18 protein-coding genes are annotated in these 20,580 nt (G+C 45.3%); 7 read left to right on the plus strand and 11 right to left on the minus strand.

The window, feature by feature from the left end:
- The first annotated feature begins 9 nt into the window (after positions 1-9).
- From DFP80_RS02425 to DFP80_RS02435, 3 genes are read left to right on the plus strand one after another with little or no spacing between them, the layout of a single operon-like run.
- Positions 10-1,263, plus strand: coding sequence for an NAD(P)/FAD-dependent oxidoreductase (locus tag DFP80_RS02425; RefSeq protein ID WP_175020576.1), 1,254 nt, complete (start codon positions 10-12; stop codon positions 1,261-1,263).
- Between the two features lie 21 nt (positions 1,264-1,284).
- On the plus strand, positions 1,285-2,310 hold the full coding sequence (locus tag DFP80_RS02430; protein ID WP_113915230.1) for a trans-3-hydroxy-L-proline dehydratase: 1,026 nt from the start codon (positions 1,285-1,287) through the stop codon (positions 2,308-2,310).
- A gap of 35 nt (positions 2,311-2,345) precedes the next feature.
- A complete protein-coding gene (locus DFP80_RS02435) occupies positions 2,346-3,365 on the plus strand; it encodes an Ldh family oxidoreductase (protein WP_113915231.1) in 1,020 nt (339 codons plus the stop codon).
- A gap of 63 nt (positions 3,366-3,428) precedes the next feature.
- Here the strand turns inward: DFP80_RS02435 and DFP80_RS02440 are convergent, their stop codons facing one another.
- Positions 3,429-4,943 carry an aldehyde dehydrogenase (NADP(+)) gene (locus DFP80_RS02440; protein WP_113915232.1) on the minus strand — a complete coding sequence of 505 codons (1,515 nt, stop codon included), beginning with the start codon at positions 4,941-4,943 and terminating at the stop codon, positions 3,429-3,431.
- Between the two features lie 207 nt (positions 4,944-5,150).
- Positions 5,151-5,822, minus strand: coding sequence for a GntR family transcriptional regulator (locus tag DFP80_RS02445; protein ID WP_113915233.1), 672 nt, complete (start codon positions 5,820-5,822; stop codon positions 5,151-5,153).
- Positions 5,823-6,453: 631 nt separating this feature from the next.
- Here DFP80_RS02445 and DFP80_RS02460 point away from each other — a divergent pair.
- Complete coding sequence (locus DFP80_RS02460) at positions 6,454-7,920, plus strand: NAD-dependent succinate-semialdehyde dehydrogenase (RefSeq protein ID WP_113915235.1); 1,467 nt, start codon at positions 6,454-6,456, stop codon at positions 7,918-7,920.
- A gap of 97 nt (positions 7,921-8,017) precedes the next feature.
- Positions 8,018-9,295 carry a 4-aminobutyrate--2-oxoglutarate transaminase gene (gabT, locus tag DFP80_RS02465; protein ID WP_113915236.1) on the plus strand — a complete coding sequence of 426 codons (1,278 nt, stop codon included), beginning with the start codon at positions 8,018-8,020 and terminating at the stop codon, positions 9,293-9,295.
- Between the two features lie 159 nt (positions 9,296-9,454).
- On the opposite strand, the gene DFP80_RS02470 is transcribed toward gabT, so the two are convergent.
- A complete protein-coding gene (locus DFP80_RS02470; RefSeq protein ID WP_113915237.1) occupies positions 9,455-9,658 on the minus strand; it encodes a hypothetical protein in 204 nt (67 codons plus the stop codon).
- 118 nt (positions 9,659-9,776) lie between these two features.
- Between DFP80_RS02470 and DFP80_RS02475 the strand changes: the two genes are divergently transcribed.
- On the plus strand, positions 9,777-10,727 hold the full coding sequence (locus DFP80_RS02475; protein WP_113915238.1) for a LysR substrate-binding domain-containing protein: 951 nt from the start codon (positions 9,777-9,779) through the stop codon (positions 10,725-10,727).
- Between the two features lie 15 nt (positions 10,728-10,742).
- On the opposite strand, the gene uxuA is transcribed toward DFP80_RS02475, so the two are convergent.
- The 7 genes from uxuA to manD all read right to left on the minus strand — a co-directional run bounded on the left by uxuA (position 10,743) and on the right by manD (position 18,572).
- Positions 10,743-11,930, minus strand: a complete 1,188-nt coding sequence (gene uxuA, locus DFP80_RS02480) for a mannonate dehydratase (protein ID WP_113915239.1) — start codon at positions 11,928-11,930, stop codon at positions 10,743-10,745.
- Between the two features lie 11 nt (positions 11,931-11,941).
- Positions 11,942-13,408, minus strand: coding sequence for a mannitol dehydrogenase family protein (locus DFP80_RS02485; protein ID WP_113915240.1), 1,467 nt, complete (start codon positions 13,406-13,408; stop codon positions 11,942-11,944).
- Positions 13,409-13,419: 11 nt separating this feature from the next.
- The gene (locus DFP80_RS02490) at positions 13,420-14,694 is read right to left on the minus strand and encodes a TRAP transporter large permease (protein ID WP_113915241.1); all 1,275 of its coding nucleotides are present in this window, start codon (positions 14,692-14,694) and stop codon (positions 13,420-13,422) included.
- Positions 14,694-15,239: a TRAP transporter small permease gene (locus DFP80_RS02495; protein ID WP_113915242.1), complete on the minus strand. Its 546-nt coding sequence runs from the start codon at positions 15,237-15,239 to the stop codon at positions 14,694-14,696. The genes DFP80_RS02490 and DFP80_RS02495 overlap by 1 nt, the downstream gene beginning before the upstream one ends.
- 89 nt (positions 15,240-15,328) lie before the next feature.
- A complete protein-coding gene (locus DFP80_RS02500) occupies positions 15,329-16,285 on the minus strand; it encodes a TRAP transporter substrate-binding protein (RefSeq protein WP_113915243.1) in 957 nt (318 codons plus the stop codon).
- A 46-nt stretch (positions 16,286-16,331) separates the two neighbouring features.
- Positions 16,332-17,354, minus strand: a complete 1,023-nt coding sequence (locus tag DFP80_RS02505) for a Zn-dependent oxidoreductase (RefSeq protein ID WP_113915244.1) — start codon at positions 17,352-17,354, stop codon at positions 16,332-16,334.
- A 6-nt stretch (positions 17,355-17,360) separates the two neighbouring features.
- Entirely contained in the window at positions 17,361-18,572 is a 1,212-nt protein-coding gene (gene manD, locus DFP80_RS02510; protein WP_113915245.1) for a D-mannonate dehydratase ManD, read from the minus strand.
- Between the two features lie 214 nt (positions 18,573-18,786).
- On the opposite strand from manD, the gene DFP80_RS02515 reads away from it, so the two are divergent.
- On the plus strand, positions 18,787-19,515 hold the full coding sequence (locus DFP80_RS02515; protein ID WP_113915246.1) for an FCD domain-containing protein: 729 nt from the start codon (positions 18,787-18,789) through the stop codon (positions 19,513-19,515).
- A 4-nt stretch (positions 19,516-19,519) separates the two neighbouring features.
- Here DFP80_RS02515 and DFP80_RS02520 read toward each other — a convergent pair whose 3' ends face one another.
- Entirely contained in the window at positions 19,520-20,458 is a 939-nt protein-coding gene (locus DFP80_RS02520) for a LysR family transcriptional regulator (RefSeq protein ID WP_113915247.1), read from the minus strand.
- Positions 20,459-20,580: the final 122 nt, after the last annotated feature.

The raw sequence follows: 20,580 nt of genomic DNA on the forward strand, positions 1-20,580 counted from the left end.
GGAGTCACTATGAGCGACCAAATAAAAGCGGATGTTATTGTGATTGGTGCTGGCATTATAGGTATCAGTACCGCGCTTAAATTGCAGTCAGAAGGCAGGCAGGTGCTGGTCCTAGACAGGAAAGGCATCGCCGCTGAAACATCCGCAGGTAACGCGGGGGCATTCGCTTTTGCGGACGTTATTCCGCTTGCCACTCCAGGTATTATGCGCAAAGCGCCAAAGTGGCTCCTTGACCCCCTAGGCCCTTTATCCCTGCGTCCTGGTTACGCGTTAAAAATTCTACCTTGGATGTTCCAATTCTGGCGAGCCAGTTGGAAAGACAAGTACCAAGCCGCTCTCGCCGCTCAAGCCAATTTAATGGCGCTATCAAAAGTCGCTTTAGAGCGTCAAATAACCGCCGTCAATGGTGAACCTTTGATTCGAAGAGAAGGGCAATTACAACTGTATGAAGGCGCGGCCGAATTTAAAGCAAGCCTTGCCGGTTGGCAAACTCGCAAGGAAAACGGCGTTGTATTCGAACTGCTAGAAAGCCCTGAAGCCATCGCTAACATCCAGCCCGGAATTCACCCTCGTTTTACCCATGCGGCTTTTACTCCTGAATGGAAAAACGTCGTTCATCCTGCCCAATGGACACAACACCTAGCTGACGCTTTCGAAAAGCTAGGTGGTCAGATACGCATTGCCTCTATCAATAGCATTGATTTGAAAGACAGCAGTGTCCTCTTAAAAAGCGATGATTTGGAATATGAAGCACGTTATGTGGTGATCGCAGCAGGTGCATGGTCCAAGACATTAGCTCAATCAATTGGTGACAATTTACCACTCGACACCGAACGAGGGTACAACACGACATTACCAGCCGGGGCATTTGACCTTAAAACCCACATAACATTCAGTAACCACGGCTTTGTGGTGACGAAAGCTGGTCAAGGTGTACGAGTCGGTGGGGCCGTAGAACTCGGCGGTCTGTCTCTTAAACCGAATTATAAACGCGCCGATGCTCTGCTTAATAAAGCCGCTCATTTCTTACCCGATCTAAACATTACAGGTGGAGAACAGTGGATGGGATTTCGTCCATCTATGCCAGATAGTTTACCAGTCATAGATTACGCCACTCAGTCTAAGCGTGTGATTTACGCTTTTGGGCACGGCCATTTGGGGCTCACTCAATCCGCTGGTACCGCCGAGTTAATCTGCGACCTTCTGGCTGAAAGAACGATCGACATTCCCATGCAGCCATATTCTGCAACACGCTTCCAATAACATCAGAGGACATCCAAGCCTATGCGCAGCCGTAAAACGATCCATGTTATTTCCGCTCATGCCGAAGGTGAAGTCGGTGATGTGATAGTCGGCGGCGTGACGCCGCCGCCCGGAAACACCTTATGGGAACAGCGTTCGTTTATCGAGCAAGATAAAACTTTACGCAATTTCATGCTGAACGAGCCTCGCGGCGGTGTGTTTCGGCATGTTAATTTATTGGTGCCCCCTAAACACCCTGACGCTGACGCCGCGTTTATTATTATGGAGCCAGAAGACACTCCTCCTATGTCGGGTTCTAACTCTATTTGTGTGTCCACCGTTCTCTTGGACAGTGGAATCTTGCCAATGCAAGAACCCTACACCGATATAGTTCTAGAAGCTCCCGGTGGTCTGGTATATGTTCGTGCAGAGTGCCGTGATGGCAAGGCCCAGCGTATTTTTGTGCAAAACGTTCCAAGCTTTGCCGATAAGATCAATGTGCCTTTAAAAGTCGAAGGGCTAGGCACTATTATGGTTGATACTGCTTATGGCGGTGACAGCTTTGTCATTGTAGACACCCAATCATTAGGGCTTGAGATTGTTGAAAGTGAAGCCAAAAACCTTGCTCAGCTGGGTGTGAAAATTACCAATGCCGCAAATGAGCAATTAGGCTTTACTCACCCAACGAACCCAAATTGGAAACACATTTCTTTTTGCGCTTTTTGCGGTCCACTCGAGACGACAGAAAAGGGGCTTCGCAGTAAATCGGCGGTCGCGATACAACCTGGCAAAATCGATCGCTCCCCAACTGGTACAGCGGTTTCCGCTCGAATGGCGCTAATGCACGCTAAAGGCTTGATGACAACAGGACAAGAGCTAATGGCAACGTCCATTATCGGTTCGCAGTTTAATGGCAAAATTATTGAAACTACTCAGGTTAATGGTCATCCTGCCGTGATTCCACAAATCAGTGGACGCGGATGGATTACAGGGACACATCAACACATGTTGGACCCAGATGATCCCTGGCCTGAAGGTTATAAGCTAAGTGATACTTGGGGAGCCTAGCTTCTACGGGAATAACTAAACATAATGGAGAAAGTATGAGCGATAACGTCACCCTAAGTTTGGCTGAAATGCGCGAGCTAAGCGAAACGATACTCATGGACAATGGCTTTAATAAAGATCACGCCCGTTCCATCACCGATATTATGTATGCCTGCCAGCAGGATAATTGTCACTCGCACGGCCTTCATCGACTACTTATGTGCGTTGATAGTATCAAGTCAGGACGCATAGATGGCACGGCTGCGCCCACCATCACAGACGCTGGACCTTCGGTGGTTAGAGCCAACGCCAACCAAGGAATGTCTTTACTTGCCTTTCAAGCGGCGCTGCCTCAATTAATAGAAAAGGCCAAGAAAAACGGTATCGCTGCGCTGGCAATTAATAACTGTTATCACTTTTCTGCACTTTGGCCTGAGGTTGAAAAGCTGTCTGAAGCCGGGCTCGCCGCCATTGCCATGGTGCCCAGCCATGCATGGGTCGCCCCTGCTGGCGGTACTCGCGGCACGTTAGGAACTAACCCTTTAGCCTTCAGCTGGCCACGCATAGGCAAACATCCCTTTACCTTTGATTTTGCCACCAGCCAATTTGCTAGAGGTGAAATAGAACTGTATCGCAGAGCAGGGAAGGCGTTACCAGAAGGCGTTGCGATCGATAAAGATGGACAACCAACCACAGACGCAGAAGCCGCAATGAATGGCGCTATGCTGACGTTTGGAGGGTATAAAGGCTCAGCTTTATCAATCATGGTTGAGTTACTTGCAGGGCCACTTATCGACGACCTGACCAGCAAAGAAAGTATGGAATTTGCCCAAGGCAAACCCGAAGCGCCTTATCATGGCGAAATAATAATCGCGATCGACCCGAATTTATTGAGCGGAGGTAAAACCCTCGCCAATGATGAACGAGCAGAGCGGTTGTTTGCAGATATTATTGACCAAGGCGCGCGACTGCCATCTCAACGACGCTATATTGCACGTGAGCACAACATGAAACGTAATGCGGTCGAGATTCCTCGAACTCTGTACGAAGAACTTCTCACATTGCGTAAATCTTAACCGGTTCAGGCAATAAAAAGCCGCACTCCTTGGTGCGGCTTTTTTGTCTAATAAACGGTTATATTAGATAAGATCTTCTGGTAATAATCCTGCTGGAATATCTTGATAGCACACTGGGCGCAAGAAGCGGCGAATGGACATTGTTCCTACTGACGTCGCACCAAAGTTGGTTGATGCAGGGTACGGCCCGCCATGCACCATGCTGTCACATACTTCCACACCTGTTGGGAAAGCATTCGCCAAGATACGACCCGCTTTACGCTCCAGAACAGGCAGAAAACATTTTGCGGCACGAGTATCAGACTCATCCAAATGGATAGTACAAGTCAGTTGTCCCTCTAGGCTTTTGGCGACTTGCAACATTTCCTCAATCGACGCGGCCAACACCACCACTCCTAATGGGCCAAATACTTCCTCAGCTAATTCTGTATTCGCTAACCACTCTGATGCGGTTGTGGCGTAAAGATACGGTGTTGCATCGCGTAATTCACAGGACGTTGCCAGTACTTCACGAACTCCCGTTGTCGCCGCAATACGTTTTTGACCAGTACGGTACGCTTCTGCAATTCCATCCGTTAGCATAACCTGAGAAGGTACAGTCGAAAGACTATTGCTCACAGTAGATACAAATGCATCCGCTTCAGGGCCAGCGAGCAACACGGCAATACCAGGATTAGTACAAAACTGCCCAGCCCCCATAGTCAAAGAAGCCGCCCAGCCTTTGCCCAGCGATTCTCCGCGATTGGCAATGGCATTAGGGAATAAGAACATGGGATTAACGGACCCTAACTCACCAAAGAAAGGGATCGGCTCAGGGCGTGCAGCACATAAATCAAATAAAGCACGTCCTCCTGCCAAAGAACCCGTAAAGCCAACTGCCTTGATCAATGGGTGCTGCACCAAGGCTGAACCCACCTCACGATTACCACCTTGTATTAAATTGAACACACCAGCCGGCATGCCACATTTTATAATCGCAGAGTGAATGGCTTCGGCAATAATTTCACCGGTTCCAGGGTGCGCACTGTGTCCTTTTACAACCACAGTACAGCCAGCAGCCAAAGCGGCAGCGGTATCGCCACCAGCAGTGGAAAAGGCCAATGGGAAGTTGGATGCACCAAACACGGCAACAGGGCCAATAGGACGCTGTATCAGTTTTAAATCGGCGCGAGGAAGAGGCTGACGCTCAGGCAATGCCGCATCGTGACGCTTATCTAAATAATCTCCTTGTAGAATATGCTGTGCAAACAAGCGTAATTGACCGCATGTGCGTCCGCGCTCGCCAATTAATCGAGCTTCAGGCAAGCCAGTTTCTGCGCAACCAATGGCGGTAATATCATTACCACGGGCATCTATTTCATCAGCGATGGCGTTTAAAAAATCAGCACGTGTTTCACGTGAAGAATAGCCGTACTCAAGAAAAGCCGATTCTGCAGTCTCAACCGCGTCGTTGACATTTTTTACCGAACCCTTTGCAAAGGCATGGGCTTCGCCAGTGGCTGGCGAAGATTGGAATGTTTGATCTGAAGAGATCCATTTGCCGGCGATGAAATGTTTACCATGTGGCATGAAAGTCATATTGTTCTTGCTCCATTAGTATTCGTTTGAAGTAATTCTTATATGGATATTGTATCCAAAAATACAAATTGTACAAGTAATATGCGAATAAGCATCATAAAGAAGCCGTAAGCAAGGCATTTGAAACACACTAGTAGAGCAGGAAATAAGGGGGGACTGAATACGGTTACCTGTCCTTAGCAACAGTATTCAGTTAAACAAAGTGAGTTATTTAGAACGTGTTGCTGCAATCAACTCTAGTATTTGTTGCTTGGTGTTCTCAAGGTGGGCTTTCAATAAATCTGCAGCACCATCCACATCACGTAAGCGAGCTAAGTTAAATAAAGATCGATGATCATGTTCAGCATTATCGGCTTTACTCAGCTGATCAATATGCATACTGACATATCGATTCGCCAGCATACTGACCCGTTCAAGAAGCTGCATCGTCAGCTTTTGATTAGCTGCTTCATATAACATTGCGTGGTATTGCGCATTTAATGGCCCCCAGTCAGCCACATTTCCAGCGGCGTATGACGCTTCCATTTCATCGAGCAACTCACGGCACCGGTCAAAGTGATGCTCATCCATTAACGGTATGGACTTTTTAAGCAAATCAACTTCTAAGAGAATTCTAACATCAAAAAATTCAGCAATTTCATCTAATGAGTGCTTTGTTACGGTAGCGCCTCGATTGTTGATAAAAACAACAAGTCCTTCCGAATCAAGCCGCTTTAATGCCTCTCGAACAGGCATTCGTGACACATCATATTCTTCAGCTAATAATTCTTGTCGGATAAGACTACCTTCTGCTAGGTCACCAGACAAAATTCGATTACGCAAATCAGTAGCGATGACATCAGGCAAACTTTGGCGTACGACAGCCCTCTTTTGAGCCAATTTTCTACCCTCACTTGATACATAAATTAAGAAAAAGTAATGACTTCATAATGAAATCAAAACGTCTATCTATACAAATTAAAGCATAATTGTACTCGATTTTACGGCGAATACGGAGCCACAATTAATTCTTCTACTGTTTGGTTTGACACTTTCAAAAATAATTCACTCGGCTTATTCGGCGGAATAGCTTTGCAACAAAGCACTGTGCCCCTAACGTGTACCCTCCTAGTCCACCCTGTGTAATGTCCTCCGATAAAATATGCTGGCGCAGATCCGCAAGGATAATGTCCGCTAAGCACTGACGAACAAATACTCTATCTTGGGCCAATGTTTTTTCCTCTTTGACGTTCTTATAAACCTCTGCAAAGCCGTTTTACTTTTCTGCATTTTGAATCTTCTCGTTTGCGCTACAAACGAAATCATCATTTCGTAAACAGTTATCAAATACAAAGTCGATGTTCCTCGATCATTGTGCTTCTTCTCGAATGTTTGAAAAAGATCAAACATTGAATTGATAGCTTCTCATTTTTCAAACTGTGACCTTTGCCTACTATCGATTGATATTGCAAGTGCAATGCCTTGGCTCGTACTTACCAACCGTTCTCCGCAATCTAGTCTGGAGTGTTTTATGACCACAATACTATCTCAGCTTTCTCTACTCAAAAGCCACTCGTACATTGATGGCAAATGGGTGGAAGCCACATCTGGAAAAACCTTCGCCATTACCAATCCAGCCAATGGCGAACACATTATTGATGTGGCGGATTTAGGCGCAGAAGAAACAACACTTGCGGTTGAAGCTGCTGAAAAAGCACAGAAAGAATGGCAAGGTCGCACAGCAAAAGAGCGTGCAACCTTATTACGCCGCTGGAACCAGCTGATTCTGGACAATCAAGACGACCTAGCAAAACTAATGACCTTAGAGCAAGGCAAACCATTTGCCGAGGCCAAAGGCGAAGTTGCTTATGGCGCGTCTTTTATTGATTGGTTCGCGGACGAAGCGCGTCGCTTAAATGGTGATGTGATTCCAACCTTTGCCAAAGACAAACGCGTATTAACGATTAAACAGCCTATTGGTGTAGTAGCGGCGATTACGCCATGGAACTTCCCGATTGCTATGATCACTCGTAAAGCAGGTCCTGCACTGGCAGCAGGGTGTGCGATTGTGATCAAGCCTTCCGATGAAACGCCTTTGTGTGCGTTGGCACTGGCTGAACTTGCCCATCAAGCGGGCATTCCAGCCGGCGTGTTAAATGTTGTGGTGGGTACAGATGCGAAAGCTATTGGTGGAGTACTAACCGGTCATCCTACGGTGCGTAAATTGTCTTTCACAGGTTCAACACCTGTGGGCAAATTGTTGCTTTCTCAGTGCGCACAAACGGTTAAGCGTACTTCAATGGAATTAGGCGGCAACGCGCCTTTCATCGTATTTGATGATGCCGATCTAGATGCGGCTGTAGAAGGCGCGATTGCGTCTAAATACCGTAACGCGGGCCAGACCTGTGTTTGTGCTAACCGCATCTTGGTACAAGAAGGTGTGTACGATGCTTTTGCCGAGAAACTAGCCAAACGTGTTGTCACCTTCAAAACGGGAGATGGTTTTGCCGACGGTGTAACTATTGGGCCGCTAATCAATGCCGCAGCCATCAGCAAGGTAGAGCAGCTTGTTAGCGATTCCGTTGCTAAAGGAGCTAAAGCTCTCGTTGGTGGATCAAAAGCGTCTACCGCTGGCGCTCAATTTTTCGAGCCAACCATTTTGACTGGTGTCACTGAAGACATGGATATCTTTTCTAACGAGATTTTTGGTCCTGTTGCGCCCTTGTTCAAATTTAAAACTGAAGAAGAAGCCGTTGCCATGGCAAACAATACCCCATTTGGCTTAGCTTCTTATTTCTATTCCCAAAATATTGCTCGTATTTGGCGCGTCTCTGAAGCCTTGGAATACGGCATGGTGGGCATCAACGAAGGCATCATTTCTAGCGAAGTTGCGCCATTCGGTGGTGTAAAAGAGTCAGGCAGTGGCCGTGAAGGCTCTCAATACGGCATCGACGAATACGTTGAAATCAAATACTTGTGCATGGGCGGCTTGGCGTAAGGTTTTACCTCACTCAACCTCTCTTTATCGTTAACAAACAAGCGGTGCTCGCGCCGCTTCATGTACATAGAGCTTGCTCTAAAAGGTGAAAGATAAAATGAACAACGCTGATCTACAAAAACGCAAAGAAAGCGCTATCGCTCGTGGCCAAGGCAACATGGCACCTGTTTACGTTGACCGTGCTTTAAACGCTGAAATCTGGGACGTTGAAGGTAAGCGTCACATCGATTTTGGGGCTGGTATCGCAGTGGTAAACACGGGTCATAATCATCCAAAAGTAAAATCAGCGGTACAAGCCCAATTGGAGCGCTTCACTCACACTTGCGTAATGGTTAGCCCGTACGAGTCAGCAGTGGCTTTGGCTGAAAAACTAAACGCTGCAGCACCGGGCAACACGCCGAAAAAGTCTATCTTCGTGACAACCGGCGCTGAAGCAGTAGAAAACTGTGTAAAAATCGCTCGTGCTTATACAGGTCGTCCTGGTGTGATTGCGTTTAACGGTGGCTTCCACGGCCGTACTAACATGACCATGGGTCTAACGGGCAAAGTAAATCCTTACAAAATTGGTTTCGGTCCTTTCCCAAGTGATATTTTCCATATCCCTTACCCAAATGAGTATTTAGGTATTACAGAAGAACAAGCTTTAGCAGATCTTCAAATGCGTTTTACATGTGATATCGAGCCTTCTCGCGTTGCGGCTATCATCATCGAGCCAGTACAAGGTGAGGGTGGTTTCTACCAAGCATCTGCAAGCTTTCTACAGAAGCTTCGTAAGCTATGTGATGACCATGGCATGCTATTGATTCTTGATGAAATTCAATCTGGTTTTGCACGTACTGGCACCATGTTCTGCCACGAACAAGCAGGCATTGAAGCTGACCTTATGACGGCAGCAAAAGGTATTGCCGGCGGTTTCCCAATCGCTGCGGTAGTCGGTAAAGCAGACATTATGGATGCGCCAATTCCTGGAGGACTTGGTGGTACTTACGGCGGCTCTCCAGTTGGTTGTGCGGCCGGTCTTGCTGTATTTGATGTGATCGAAGAAGAGAAGCTGTGTGACCGCGCAGTGGAAGTAGGTGCTCACTTCGTTAAGCACCTTAATGCAATGCAAGCTGAATACCCACAGATCATTGGCGAAGTCCGTAATGCTGGCGCGATGATCGCCGTAGAGTTTGTACACGATGGTGATGTCAGCAAACCTTACCCAGAGCTTGCTAAGAAATTATCTGCAAAAGCAGCCGAAAATGGCCTAGTTCTACTTTCTTGTGGTATTCGCGGTAACGTTATTCGTTTCCTACCCGCGTTGACCATCGAAATGGACATCATTGACGAAGGCATGGACATCTTCAAACGCTGCTTTAAAGAGCTTGTTTAACCTTTAATTGCGCGGTTTTATTCGAACCGCTTTAATTAAAAAGGAAAAGCTTCCGCTTGCAAGAATGACTCTTGCTCTAAGCCACTGTGGCAACACAGTGGCTTTTTTTATGAGAGAAATTCATACAAGTTAACCGGATTCATAAGATAATCTGAAGGATTACTGAGAATCTTTGGATCTTATTTCTTTGCGCTCCGTATAGGGCGGCAGCCCCATATCACGACGCAAATAAGCAGGTAAATAACGAGCAAGCATCATTTGCTTTCTTGTGACCCGCCTATCTCTTAGTACTTCATACCGATTTTTTAACCATTCATAGCTTGCTACTATTTTTTGATTCAACCACAGTAATAACGTCCACATACTCACACCTCCTGTCGATAAGAGCTTTATTGTGTCGTTAAAAAAAGGTAAAAACGAATGCTATATTCTTACAGATAAGATTAGAAAATCTTATGGGTTCTATTTTGGATACTAGTTTATGAACAATCGAGTCACTCATTTAAAGGCGGCCCATTACTTTTCAGTAGCGAGCCAAACTTTGAGCTACACCAAGGCAGCAAAGCAGTTACACGTATCCCAAGCGGCGGTGAGCCAACAAATTCGTTTATTAGAAGAATACCTAGGGGTGCCGCTGTTTTATCGTTCGGGCCGTGATATGCGGCTGACCAGCCAAGGACAAGAGCTCGCAGAGCATCTTACCCAAGCATTTAATTTTATTAGTAAAGGGTTAGAAAGCGTCAAACTCGAACCAGTGGAAGGAACATTGCTTGTCTCTGGATTACAAAGCTATGTGTCTCTATGGCTCATGCCAAGACTGTGGCGCTTCTCAGATCTTCAAAAAGATATTACGGTAAAGCTCTTCTCAGCAGACGAACGAATAGACATACATGGGGGGAAAATAGATGTCGGCATTGATGATAATCAGCATCTAACCGTCGATCGAGAAGACACCGTAAAACGAACACTTATATCGTCTGACATTATTCCAGTTTGCTCTCCGTCGTTGGCGGACAGGATTGGCTTATTTCAGCCCACTGATTTATTAAAGTGTTGGATGATTCAGGTAGACGATTCATCTTATCAGTGGAAAGCCTGGTTTGAAGAGCTGGAGATTTGCCCTATCAGAAACAAGAATATTCTATGGGCGGAAGTGAATTCTTGGTACATGGGAATCAGCGCCGTAAAAGCCGGCCACGGTGTCTTTTTATGCCCGAAGTTTATGGTCCAACAAGAGCTTGATGAAGGAATACTCGTCCAACCTCACCCCAAAGCATTGAATGAAAAGATCGAGTTTTATGCTTATTATGCAAAGAGCTCTCCAAGAAGGGCGAGAATTGAAGCCTTCGTGGATTGGTTAAGAGCGGAAAGTGGCGGACAGGGTGAGAGCATCCTTAAAGCAAACACCCATCAACCGCTGCCTTGGCCGTAGTAACAGCGTTAAACTTTATTCGTCTTTCAAGACATATTTCTTCAGAGCAAATTCAACACCACGGATTTCAGCTAAGCCCTTCATTCGACCAAGAGCCGAGTAACCGGGTTTTGCGTCACGGCGTAAATCATCCATAATCTGATGACCATGATCTGGGCGCAATGGAATTCCTTTATCTATGCCAGCTTGTTGGCGACGTTGCTCTTCTTTCAGTAACACCAGGATCACATCCGAAATGTCTGCATTGCCTTCTAAATGCGCCGCCTCATGAAAGCTTCCCCACGTCTCTTCTCGTTGAGTCGAGCGTAAGTGAGTGAAGTAAATTCGATCCGCAAAGGTGGTCGCCATATCGCACAAATCATTATCTTCACGTACGCCATAAGACCCCGTGCAGAAAGTAATGCCATTGGCTGATGAAGGGATTCGCTCAACTAACCATTCAACATCTTGCTTGGTCGAAACAATTCGAGGCAAACCTAAAATTGGACGCGGTGGATCATCAGGGTGAACGGCTAAACTCACACCACAAGATTCCGCTATTGGCACAATATGTTCTAAAAAGTAGGCGAAGTTTTCTCTTAAAATATCTTTATCAATATCATCATAAGCCGCTAATGCGGCACGAAAGTTATCTAACGAATAACTCTCTTCAGCACCAGGAAGCCCAGCCAATATGGTACTTATTAACAGCTCCTTTTGCTCGTCGCTGAGCGCTGAAAAATAGGCCTGAGCGGCCGCGATTTCAGCCTCACTGTAATTTTTCTCGCTATTTGGACGCTGTAAAATAAATAAATCAAACGCCGCAAAAGCGGTTTGGTCGAAACGCAATGCTCGGGAACCATCAGGTAAGGCATAAGTAAGATCGGTTCGAGTCCAATCAAGCACTGGCATAAAGTTATAGCACACGGTTTGAATGCCACAGGCTGCAAGGTTTTGAATGCTCTTACCGTAGTTTTCAATATACTTTTGGTACTCGCCCGTTCGCTGTTTAATATCTTCATGAACAGGAATACTTTCCACAACGGACCAACGCAGACCCGCCGCTTCTATCTTGTCTTTCACCGTTTGGATGGCCGATACAGGCCACACTTCACCATTGGGTATGTCATGTAATGCTGTAACAATGCCGGTTGCACCGGCTTGACGAATATCTTGTAAGGTTATGGAGTCATTTACTCCAAACCAACGCCATGTATGTTCCATAATAAACTCTCTTACTTATCTTTATTCTGAAAAGCGCTACGCATCAGACTCTGTACTTTTGCGCCAGCTAATAAGCCGTCCGCTACACTCGACAGACGAATCAGTAATGCCTGATCCTGAGCCAAGGACGCTGGAAAAATATCCTTACGCTGCAACAAAGCAGGAATCAGACGCCTACCATCATTTCGATGACGGCGCACTAATGCGAATAACTCCGTTTCAAGTGGGTCATTGATACTTTGTTGCTTCTGTTCGGCATGACAAAGAAAGGTGATCCAGCCAGCAATACCAAGTTCTATCGCGGGTGCCTTAAGGCGTTTTTCCTGCAATTCGGTCAAACCGCTTAACCAGCGTTGTGGCAGTTTTTGGCTACCATCCATCGCAATTTGTTTAAGTTGATGCTGCAGGCTGTCGTTTTCAAAACGAGCTAATAGCTGTTGGCAGTATGTTGCTAGTTCTGTTTGCTTAAAACTAGGCAATGTCGGTGCGACTTCTTGCATCATATAATGCTCAAGAAAGGTTCGAATATCCTTGTCTTGCATAGCATCTGCCACCGTTTTGAAGCCTGCAATAGTCCCCAAATATGCCAATAATGAATGACTGCCATTGAGCATTCTCAGCTTCATCATTTCATAACTAGACACGTCTTCAACCATTTGCACACCAGCCGATTCCCATTTTGGACGACCGGCAGGGAAATGATCTTCCACTACCCATTGGCTAAATTGTTCGCACTTCACCACCGTAGCTTCACTGATGCCAGTGTCCGCTTTGATCATCGCAAGATCTTGGTCTGAAACAGCAGGAACGATGCGATCTACCATGGAATTTGGAAACGCGACGTTTTGTTCAATCCATTGGGCAAACTCGTCGTCCTGTGCTTTAGCAAGCGCCACCACCGCACCTTTGGCTCGAACACCGTTATGAGGCATATTGTCACAAGACAACACCGTAAAGGCAGCAAAGCCTTGCGCACGGCGCTGTTTCAATGCTTCAAGAATCAGACCCAAAGCCGTTTTAGGTTGCGACGAGGCTGTCATGTCATGCTGGATTTCTGGCGCATCTAATAACAACTCGCCCGTGGATGGCGCTAAGTAATAGCCTTTTTCCGTAATCGTTAAGGTGACAATCTTGGTCGCAGGTGCTGTCATTTGTGACAGTAGCGCCTCTCTCCCTTCATCTGAGCCACAGAAAAATGTGTTTTTAATCGCTTTAATTTCTCTTAGATGGGCGTTACTTGTATCTGCGTATTCCACCACATGATAACAATGCCCAGCCGCCTGCATCTGCTCAACCAACTTATGATTAGAACGAATGTTGGCACTGGCGATCATCCAATCACCGCCATGAAGTGCAAGTGTTTGTTCTAGGTACACAGCTTGATGAGCACGGTGAAAAGCACCCAAACCAATGTGAACTATGCCGACATCATGCAAGCTTGGTTCAATTTGGCTATTTATACGTTGAATATTTGTCATAAAATCACCCATTAACCCAGCAACGAAGGCAGCCACAATGAAATAGCAGGGACATAAGAAACCAGTAAAAGCACAACAAGGTTACAGATTAGGAAAGGCCAAATTGCTTTTACAATGGTAGTCATTGGTAACTCACTGATGCCTGCAGCGACAAATAAACACACGCCAACAGGCGGTGTTGTTAAGCCAATAATCAGGTTAAGTACCGCCATCACACCAAAATGAATTGGGTCCATGCCTATACCTTCTGCCACTTTTAGCAAGGTTGGAAAAAGAATAATCAGTGCCGCGATGGTTTCCATAAAACCACCCACAACCAATAGCACAATATTGATGATTAAAATTACCACCAGCGGATTTTCACTAATGCTAAAAATCGCACCAGCCAACATCTGTGGAATCTGTTCGCTCGTAAGAATCCAGCCAAATAAGTTCGCCATGCCCACCAACAATAACAAACTCGTTGAACTCAGCACGGTATCTACTAGTAGTTTGGGTAAGTTCTTCCAGGTCAGACCTTTATACACAAACATCCCGACCACAAAAGCGTATAGACTTGCCATAATAGACGCTTCGGTTGGCGTGAATAGTCCGCCAATAATCCCGTACAGGATAATAAAGGTCATTAACAATGCCCAAAACGCACCTTTACCAACGATATAGATTTCTTTTAGCGTTGCACGTTTTTCACGAGGGTATTGGCGTTTCACCGCAATAATATACGCCGTTACCATCATCGCCAGCCCTAGCATAATGCCAGGCACAACACCGGCTAAGAACATCTTGCCAACGGAAATACCACTTAAAGAACCAACAATAATCATCGGCACACTAGGTGGAATAATAGGGCCAATAGTTGATGACGCCGCAGTCACTGCCGCAGCAAAGGGTTTGTCGTAACCACTTCGAGCCATCCCAGGAATCATCACAGCACCAATGCTCGCTGTGTCCGCCACAGCGGTACCGGAAATACCGCCAAAGATCATTGAGCCGCCAACATTCGCCAGTCCGAGACCACCACGAATATGGCCTAACAAGGCATTACTGAAACGAATAATATAATCAGTAATATTGCCGACATTCATTAAATTCCCCGCCAAAATAAAGCCGGGGATACAGAGTAAAACAAAGGAATCCATGCCAGCGTACAAGCGCTGAGGCACAATGGTTAGCGGAATACCCGCCATCGTTAAATAAGTAAGCGAGGCGATGCCTAAGCAAAACACAATAGGCACGCCAACAAACAACAGCAGAAAGAATACGAGAAACAGTAAAATGACTTCCATTATGAAGCTACTCCTTGGTCATCACGTTCGAGCAGAACAAGCAACACACTCATAAAGCTATAAAAGGCCGTTAACGCGAAGAAAAAAGTCACTGATAGGAATGCCCAGTACATAGGAACCTCTAAAGCTGGAGAGGTCTGCCAACGTCCTATTTGAGCGTATTTGATAGCGTAAGGCAGGATATAAATAGCAAAACTACCAGCTAAAAGGTGACAAAAAATCTGATAAAATTTTGTCCAAAACCGATTCAAGGCGCCTTGAAACAACTCCAAACGCACATGACGGTTATGTCGAATCACCAATCCAGAGCCCATAACAATAAGATAAACAAATAAATAGCGAGACAGCTCTTCTGTCCAAATAGGGGAGCTGGGCAGCAGGAAGCGAGAGACAACTTGCAAGATGACCACGGCAGCAATCGCTAATAGTGCCGACACAGCCAATACAGAAAATACCCAATCAATAATGTATAGTAACCACTGGATACTCTTTTCCAGCTTACTCACAAAATCTCTTGGGCTATTGGTTTGAGATGAGCTACTCATCGTATTCCTCTCCAAAGAGGCCTATTTTCGCTATATAAACGAAAATAGGCGGTCCGGTCTTAAACGGATGTAGGTTTGCCTATGGAAATTTAGATCTTTTTATAAAGCTCAAGCTGCTCAGGCGTTAATGCTTCTTGCACTGCCTTTTGTGCCGCCGCTTTAAAAGCAGCAAGATCTGGCTGTACAAATTCCATTCCACGAGCTTCTAGAGTAGAGCGCAATTTCGCTTCATCCGCTGCAAACATGCCATGTTCATAGCTTTGCATTTGCTGACCAGCCTCTAATACGATGTCACGTAAATCGGCAGGCATACTATTGAGCTTACCTTGACCAATCACCACATAGATCCAACTACGAACGTGGCCTGTTAAGTTCACATACTTTTGAACTTCATAGAAACTCGCACTATTGATCAAGCTAAGCGGGTTTTCTTGTCCATCAATCGTATGCTGTTGCAAAGCAGTAAACACCTCGCTAAACGCCATAGGGATTGGTTTAGCCCCTAGCGCTTGCCATGTTTTCACAAACAGAGGGACGTTAGGAACACGCAATTTCAAGCCATCTAAGTCACTTGGTGATTGAATTTTACGGTTAGAGGTTAAATGACGAGGACCACGTTCAAACCAAGCAATCGGTTTTAGTCCTGTACGTTCAGAAATCTGTTCACTGATTTCTTTACCCACTTCGCCATTTACCGCTTTTGTGAGTTGTTCAGAGCTGGTAAAAGCATAAGGAACTGCCATCAAGGCTGCTTTTGGTGCCCAGTTCTGTAGTGATTCACCTGTAATAGTCATATCAGCAGTACCAAGCTGAATGCTATTAATAACATCCATTTCTTTGCCTAACTGTTCGTTAGGGTAAAGCTTAACGTCAATACGGCCATTCGATTTTGTTTCTGCGACTTCTTTGAATTTCAACGCCGCTTTATGCCAGATATTGTCTTCATTTGCTGGATAGCCAAATTTCAACGTAACATCAGCAGCTTGAGAAAGCCCAGCCAACAAGATTGATGACATGACGGCGACTTTTAACATTGGTTTAATCATGAGGAACTCCGTTTTTATTATTAGATTTATGCTCTAGGGTTATCAATTACTTACTCATTTCAACAAGCACTTTACGAGTAAGCTCAGGGTGGTTTTCCATTAGCTGAATACCATCGCCAATGTCGTTTAAAGCAATCCGATGACTAATTAATGCCAAAGGATCCAAACGACCTGATGCAATCATTTCAAGCACTTGTGGAAAACGACGATTATTAAGGCGCGAGCCCACAATCGTCAGTTCTTTTTTAATCACTTCAATTTGAGCCAAGTCACTTGGTGTTGAACTAAAGCCCAACAAACCAATACGTCCTGCAGGGCAAGCCATTCGTAGAATTTCAGGCAAAAGAGCGGGGATGCAAGCCGCGTCAGCAATCAAAGGTACACCTTCACCATTTGTCCACTCTTGGATACAGTCTTCTACTTTATGAGTTCGACTGTTAATCACATCCGTTGCACCAAGGGATTTTGCGGTTTCAAGGCGCTCATCAACAATATCGGTGACAATAATGCGCTCGATTCCCATGGCTTTCGCCACTTGCACTATGGTCAAACCAATGACACCGGCACCGTAAACCAGCAAACTATCGCCGGGAATTGGCTCCATTCGAGACAACACATTCGTAGCAATAGAATAAGGCTCGACTAAGGCTGCTTGCTCAAGCGTGACATTGTCAGGAAGTACCAAGACATTACTTGCAGGTGCGCTGGTGAATTCTCCAAAGCCGCCATTACGGTGAACGCCAAACACTTGTAGATTCGCACAAACGTTAAAACGACCAGCACGGCAGGCATAACATTCACCACAGCTAATAACGGGATCAACACAGACTTTATCGCCGATTTTCACGTGGCTGACACCTTCGCCAACGGCAGCGACAACCCCAGAAAACTCATGCCCCGTAATTCGAGGAAACTGAACAAAAGGGTTTTGTCCGTGAATAATATGCAGATCCGATCCGCAAATTCCGGCAAAAGAGGTTTTAATCAATACTTCTCCAGCCTCTGCGATAGGCTGCTTGGTATCAATCAGAGCATAGTTATTGACATTCGCAACTTGGAACGCTTTCATAATTTTCTACCAATTCCACAAGGTGCCATCTTCTAGGCGATTGACCGGAAGATAAGCAGGTTTATAAGGGTATTTCGCGGCAAGTTCTTCATCTATATCGACACCATGACCAGGAACATCGCCAGGCGTGAAAAAGCCATCTTTAAATTCATAAGCATGAGGAAAAACTAAATCGGTTTCCCTGGTATGAGGCATGTGCTCTTGAATGCCAAAGTTAGGCACCCAAGTATCGAAATGCAGCGCAGCGCCCATACAAACAGGGGAAAGGTCCGTCGCACCATGAAAGCCTGTTTTGACATGGTAGATAGAAGCGAAATCAGCAATACGGCGAACATTGGTAATGCCACCAGCATGGGTAATGGTTGCTCGGATATAATCGATAAGCTGATTTTGAATCAACTCTTGGCAATCGGACAAGCTATTGAACACCTCGCCAATCGCTAGAGGCGTCGTCGTATGTTGACGAATTAATTGATAAGAAGACTGATTCTCAACAGGCGTACAATCTTCTAACCAGAATAAATGGAATTTCTCAACTTCTTTACCTAAACGCGCCGCTTGAATAGGCGTGAGGCGGTGATGCACATCATGCAGAATATGTAGCTCTTCACCAAATTCCTTGCGAACTGCGGCAAAGAGTTCAGGTACATGGTTAAGGTATTTTTCCGTCGACCAAACATGCTCAGCAGGTAAAGTAGAATCCGCAGGCTCATAAGGTTTACCGGCTTCTTTGGAAACACCATAAGTAGTTGGTATGCCAGGTATGCCACATTGCACGCGAACGGCTTTATAACCTAGTTCAACATGCTTGCGAACTTCTTCTAGGCAGGAATCAATATCTAACCCTGTCGCATGTCCATAGACCATCACTTTTTCACGACTTTTTCCGCCGAGCAATTGGTACAAAGGCATGCCCGCTAATTTGGCTTTTATATCCCACAAAGCAACATCGACAGCGGCAATAGCCGTCATGCCAACAGGGCCTCGACGCCAATAAGCACCACGATATAAATACTGCCAAATATCTTCTATTCGCTGAGGATCTTTACCTATCAGGGTAGGAATAACATGATCTTCAAGGTAAGCAACGACGGATTTTTCACGACCATTAAGCGTTGCATCACCAATGCCGTAAATCCCTTCGTCGGTTTCTATTTTTAACGTAACGAGATTGCGGCCAGGGCAAGTCACGATTACTTTTGCGGATCGAATTTTCATGAATATAGGTACCTAATTATTTTTTTGGCATACCAAATTTTCTATAATTCGACCAAAATAACCGAATATGGAGATTTAAACAAGTATAAAATGATTATTGGCATACCAATAAAATTAATTCTTCGCATAACCTGATTAAAATATCGACTTCTTACACAAGTTACGTAAAAATGGCATACCAAATAATTGGAAAAGAATCACTAAGAATCCTCCTATGGCAGAACGACTCTACAGAGAAATTGGCGAAAGCATTAAACAAGAGATTGCAAAATCAAACATAAAAGTTGGCGACAAACTGCCAACGGAGCGCGTTTACGCGGAACTCTTTGGCGTCAGCAGAACCTTGGTCAGAGAAGCATTTATCATGCTGGAAATCGAAGAGTTGATCGAAGTTCGAAAAGGTTCTGGCAGTTATTTAAAAAACCACCTTTCTTTAAAGGCAAATAGCAAGGTGTCGGATGTGGGCCCATTTGAACTCTTACAAGCTCGCCAAGAAATAGAAAGCTCAATAGCAGCCTGTGCAGCACTGGTCATTACAAAGCAAGAATTACAAACATTGCAAGACCTGCTGGAAATAGAAAGTGCAGAATTAGAAACGGTAGAGAAAGCCAACAATGCAGACAGAGACTTCCATTTACTCATAGCGCAGTCCACACAAAATACTGTGCTTCTGGATACAGCAACACGCTTATGGGACATGCGCGACGGCAATCCTATGTGGAAAAAACTTCATGCCCGTATACAGGACACCTCTTACCATGACCAATGGTTAGAAGATCACAAAAAGGTGCTAGTTCAACTGCGTAAACGCAACGCAGAAGGGGCAAGACAAGCGATGTGGCAGCATTTAGAAAACGTTAAGCAAACCTTGTTTAAGCTCTCGGATACTGATGCTCCAGATTTTGATGGCTACCTTTTTGCCCAACCACACACCAGCCACTAATGCCTTAATAAGGCGCAGAAATGAGCTCTTCTACCGTCTGATGTAACACTTTTAAGAAGAGTTCACGGGGCTTATTCGGCTGGGTGGTTTTCTTACAAATCACCGCGACGCCTAATGTATAAGAGCGCTGATTTGGCGCGACGGCAACAATGTCTCCTTTTTCTATGTACGCTCGGGCATATTGTTCGGGTAAAAAACCAATATATTGCCCTGACAATATCAGCGCCAATCGACTGTCATAAAAGTAAGAAATGGCCGTTAAGTTCATGTGAGAGATTTGATGACTGACGGCTTCATGTGGTTTCAAGCCGGCATGAGTAGCGGGGTAAACATCCGCTTGTGCGGCCTGATCTTTTTCCGTCATAGACGCAAGAGGGTGGTTTTTACCACAATACAAAAAGCAATCATCACTGTAGAGATGAACATAGTCCAAGCCATCAAGTTGGCGATGATAAGGAATAAAGCCAATGTCGGCCTCGTCATTCAAAATCATACGCTCAATATTAGACATTGAAGACACGTTTGTTGTAATCAACACTTCTGGCGCTTCCGTAGAAAAGCGCTGAATAAGTTCTGGAAAGTGACTGCGTGGGTCAAGGCTAACTTTATCAGAAAGCGCAAGACGTAATTTACCGGTCAAGCTGGCATTCAGGTTGTTTACAGTGGTTCGAAAGGCATCTAATGATTCGAGTAAGTTCTCGGTCATTTTATAAATAATGACGCCTTCCTCAGTCAAAGAAAAACCACCACGACCACGCTTGCATAAGACAAGATTCAAACGCGCTTCTAGATTAGAAATATGCAGACTAATAGTCGATCGACCAATGTTAAGAGAAGTTTCTGCTGCCGAAAACCCACCGCAGTCTACGACGGTTTTAAAAACTTTTAACTGTTTGATCTCATAATCACCGACTTGCCCCAGTGAATAGTTTTTAACACTCATCGCCTTTCCCCATGTGTACTAACATACATTTTATTCTTCTAGCCTGTGCAAAAGCTCGATACACGGTATGACTATAATACGACGAGCACAGGTCACACATAATAAATGATAGTCGCAATTTA

It is taken from the genome of Marinomonas rhizomae (genome assembly GCF_003315485.1).
Lineage (GTDB): Bacteria > Pseudomonadota > Gammaproteobacteria > Pseudomonadales > Marinomonadaceae > Marinomonas > Marinomonas rhizomae.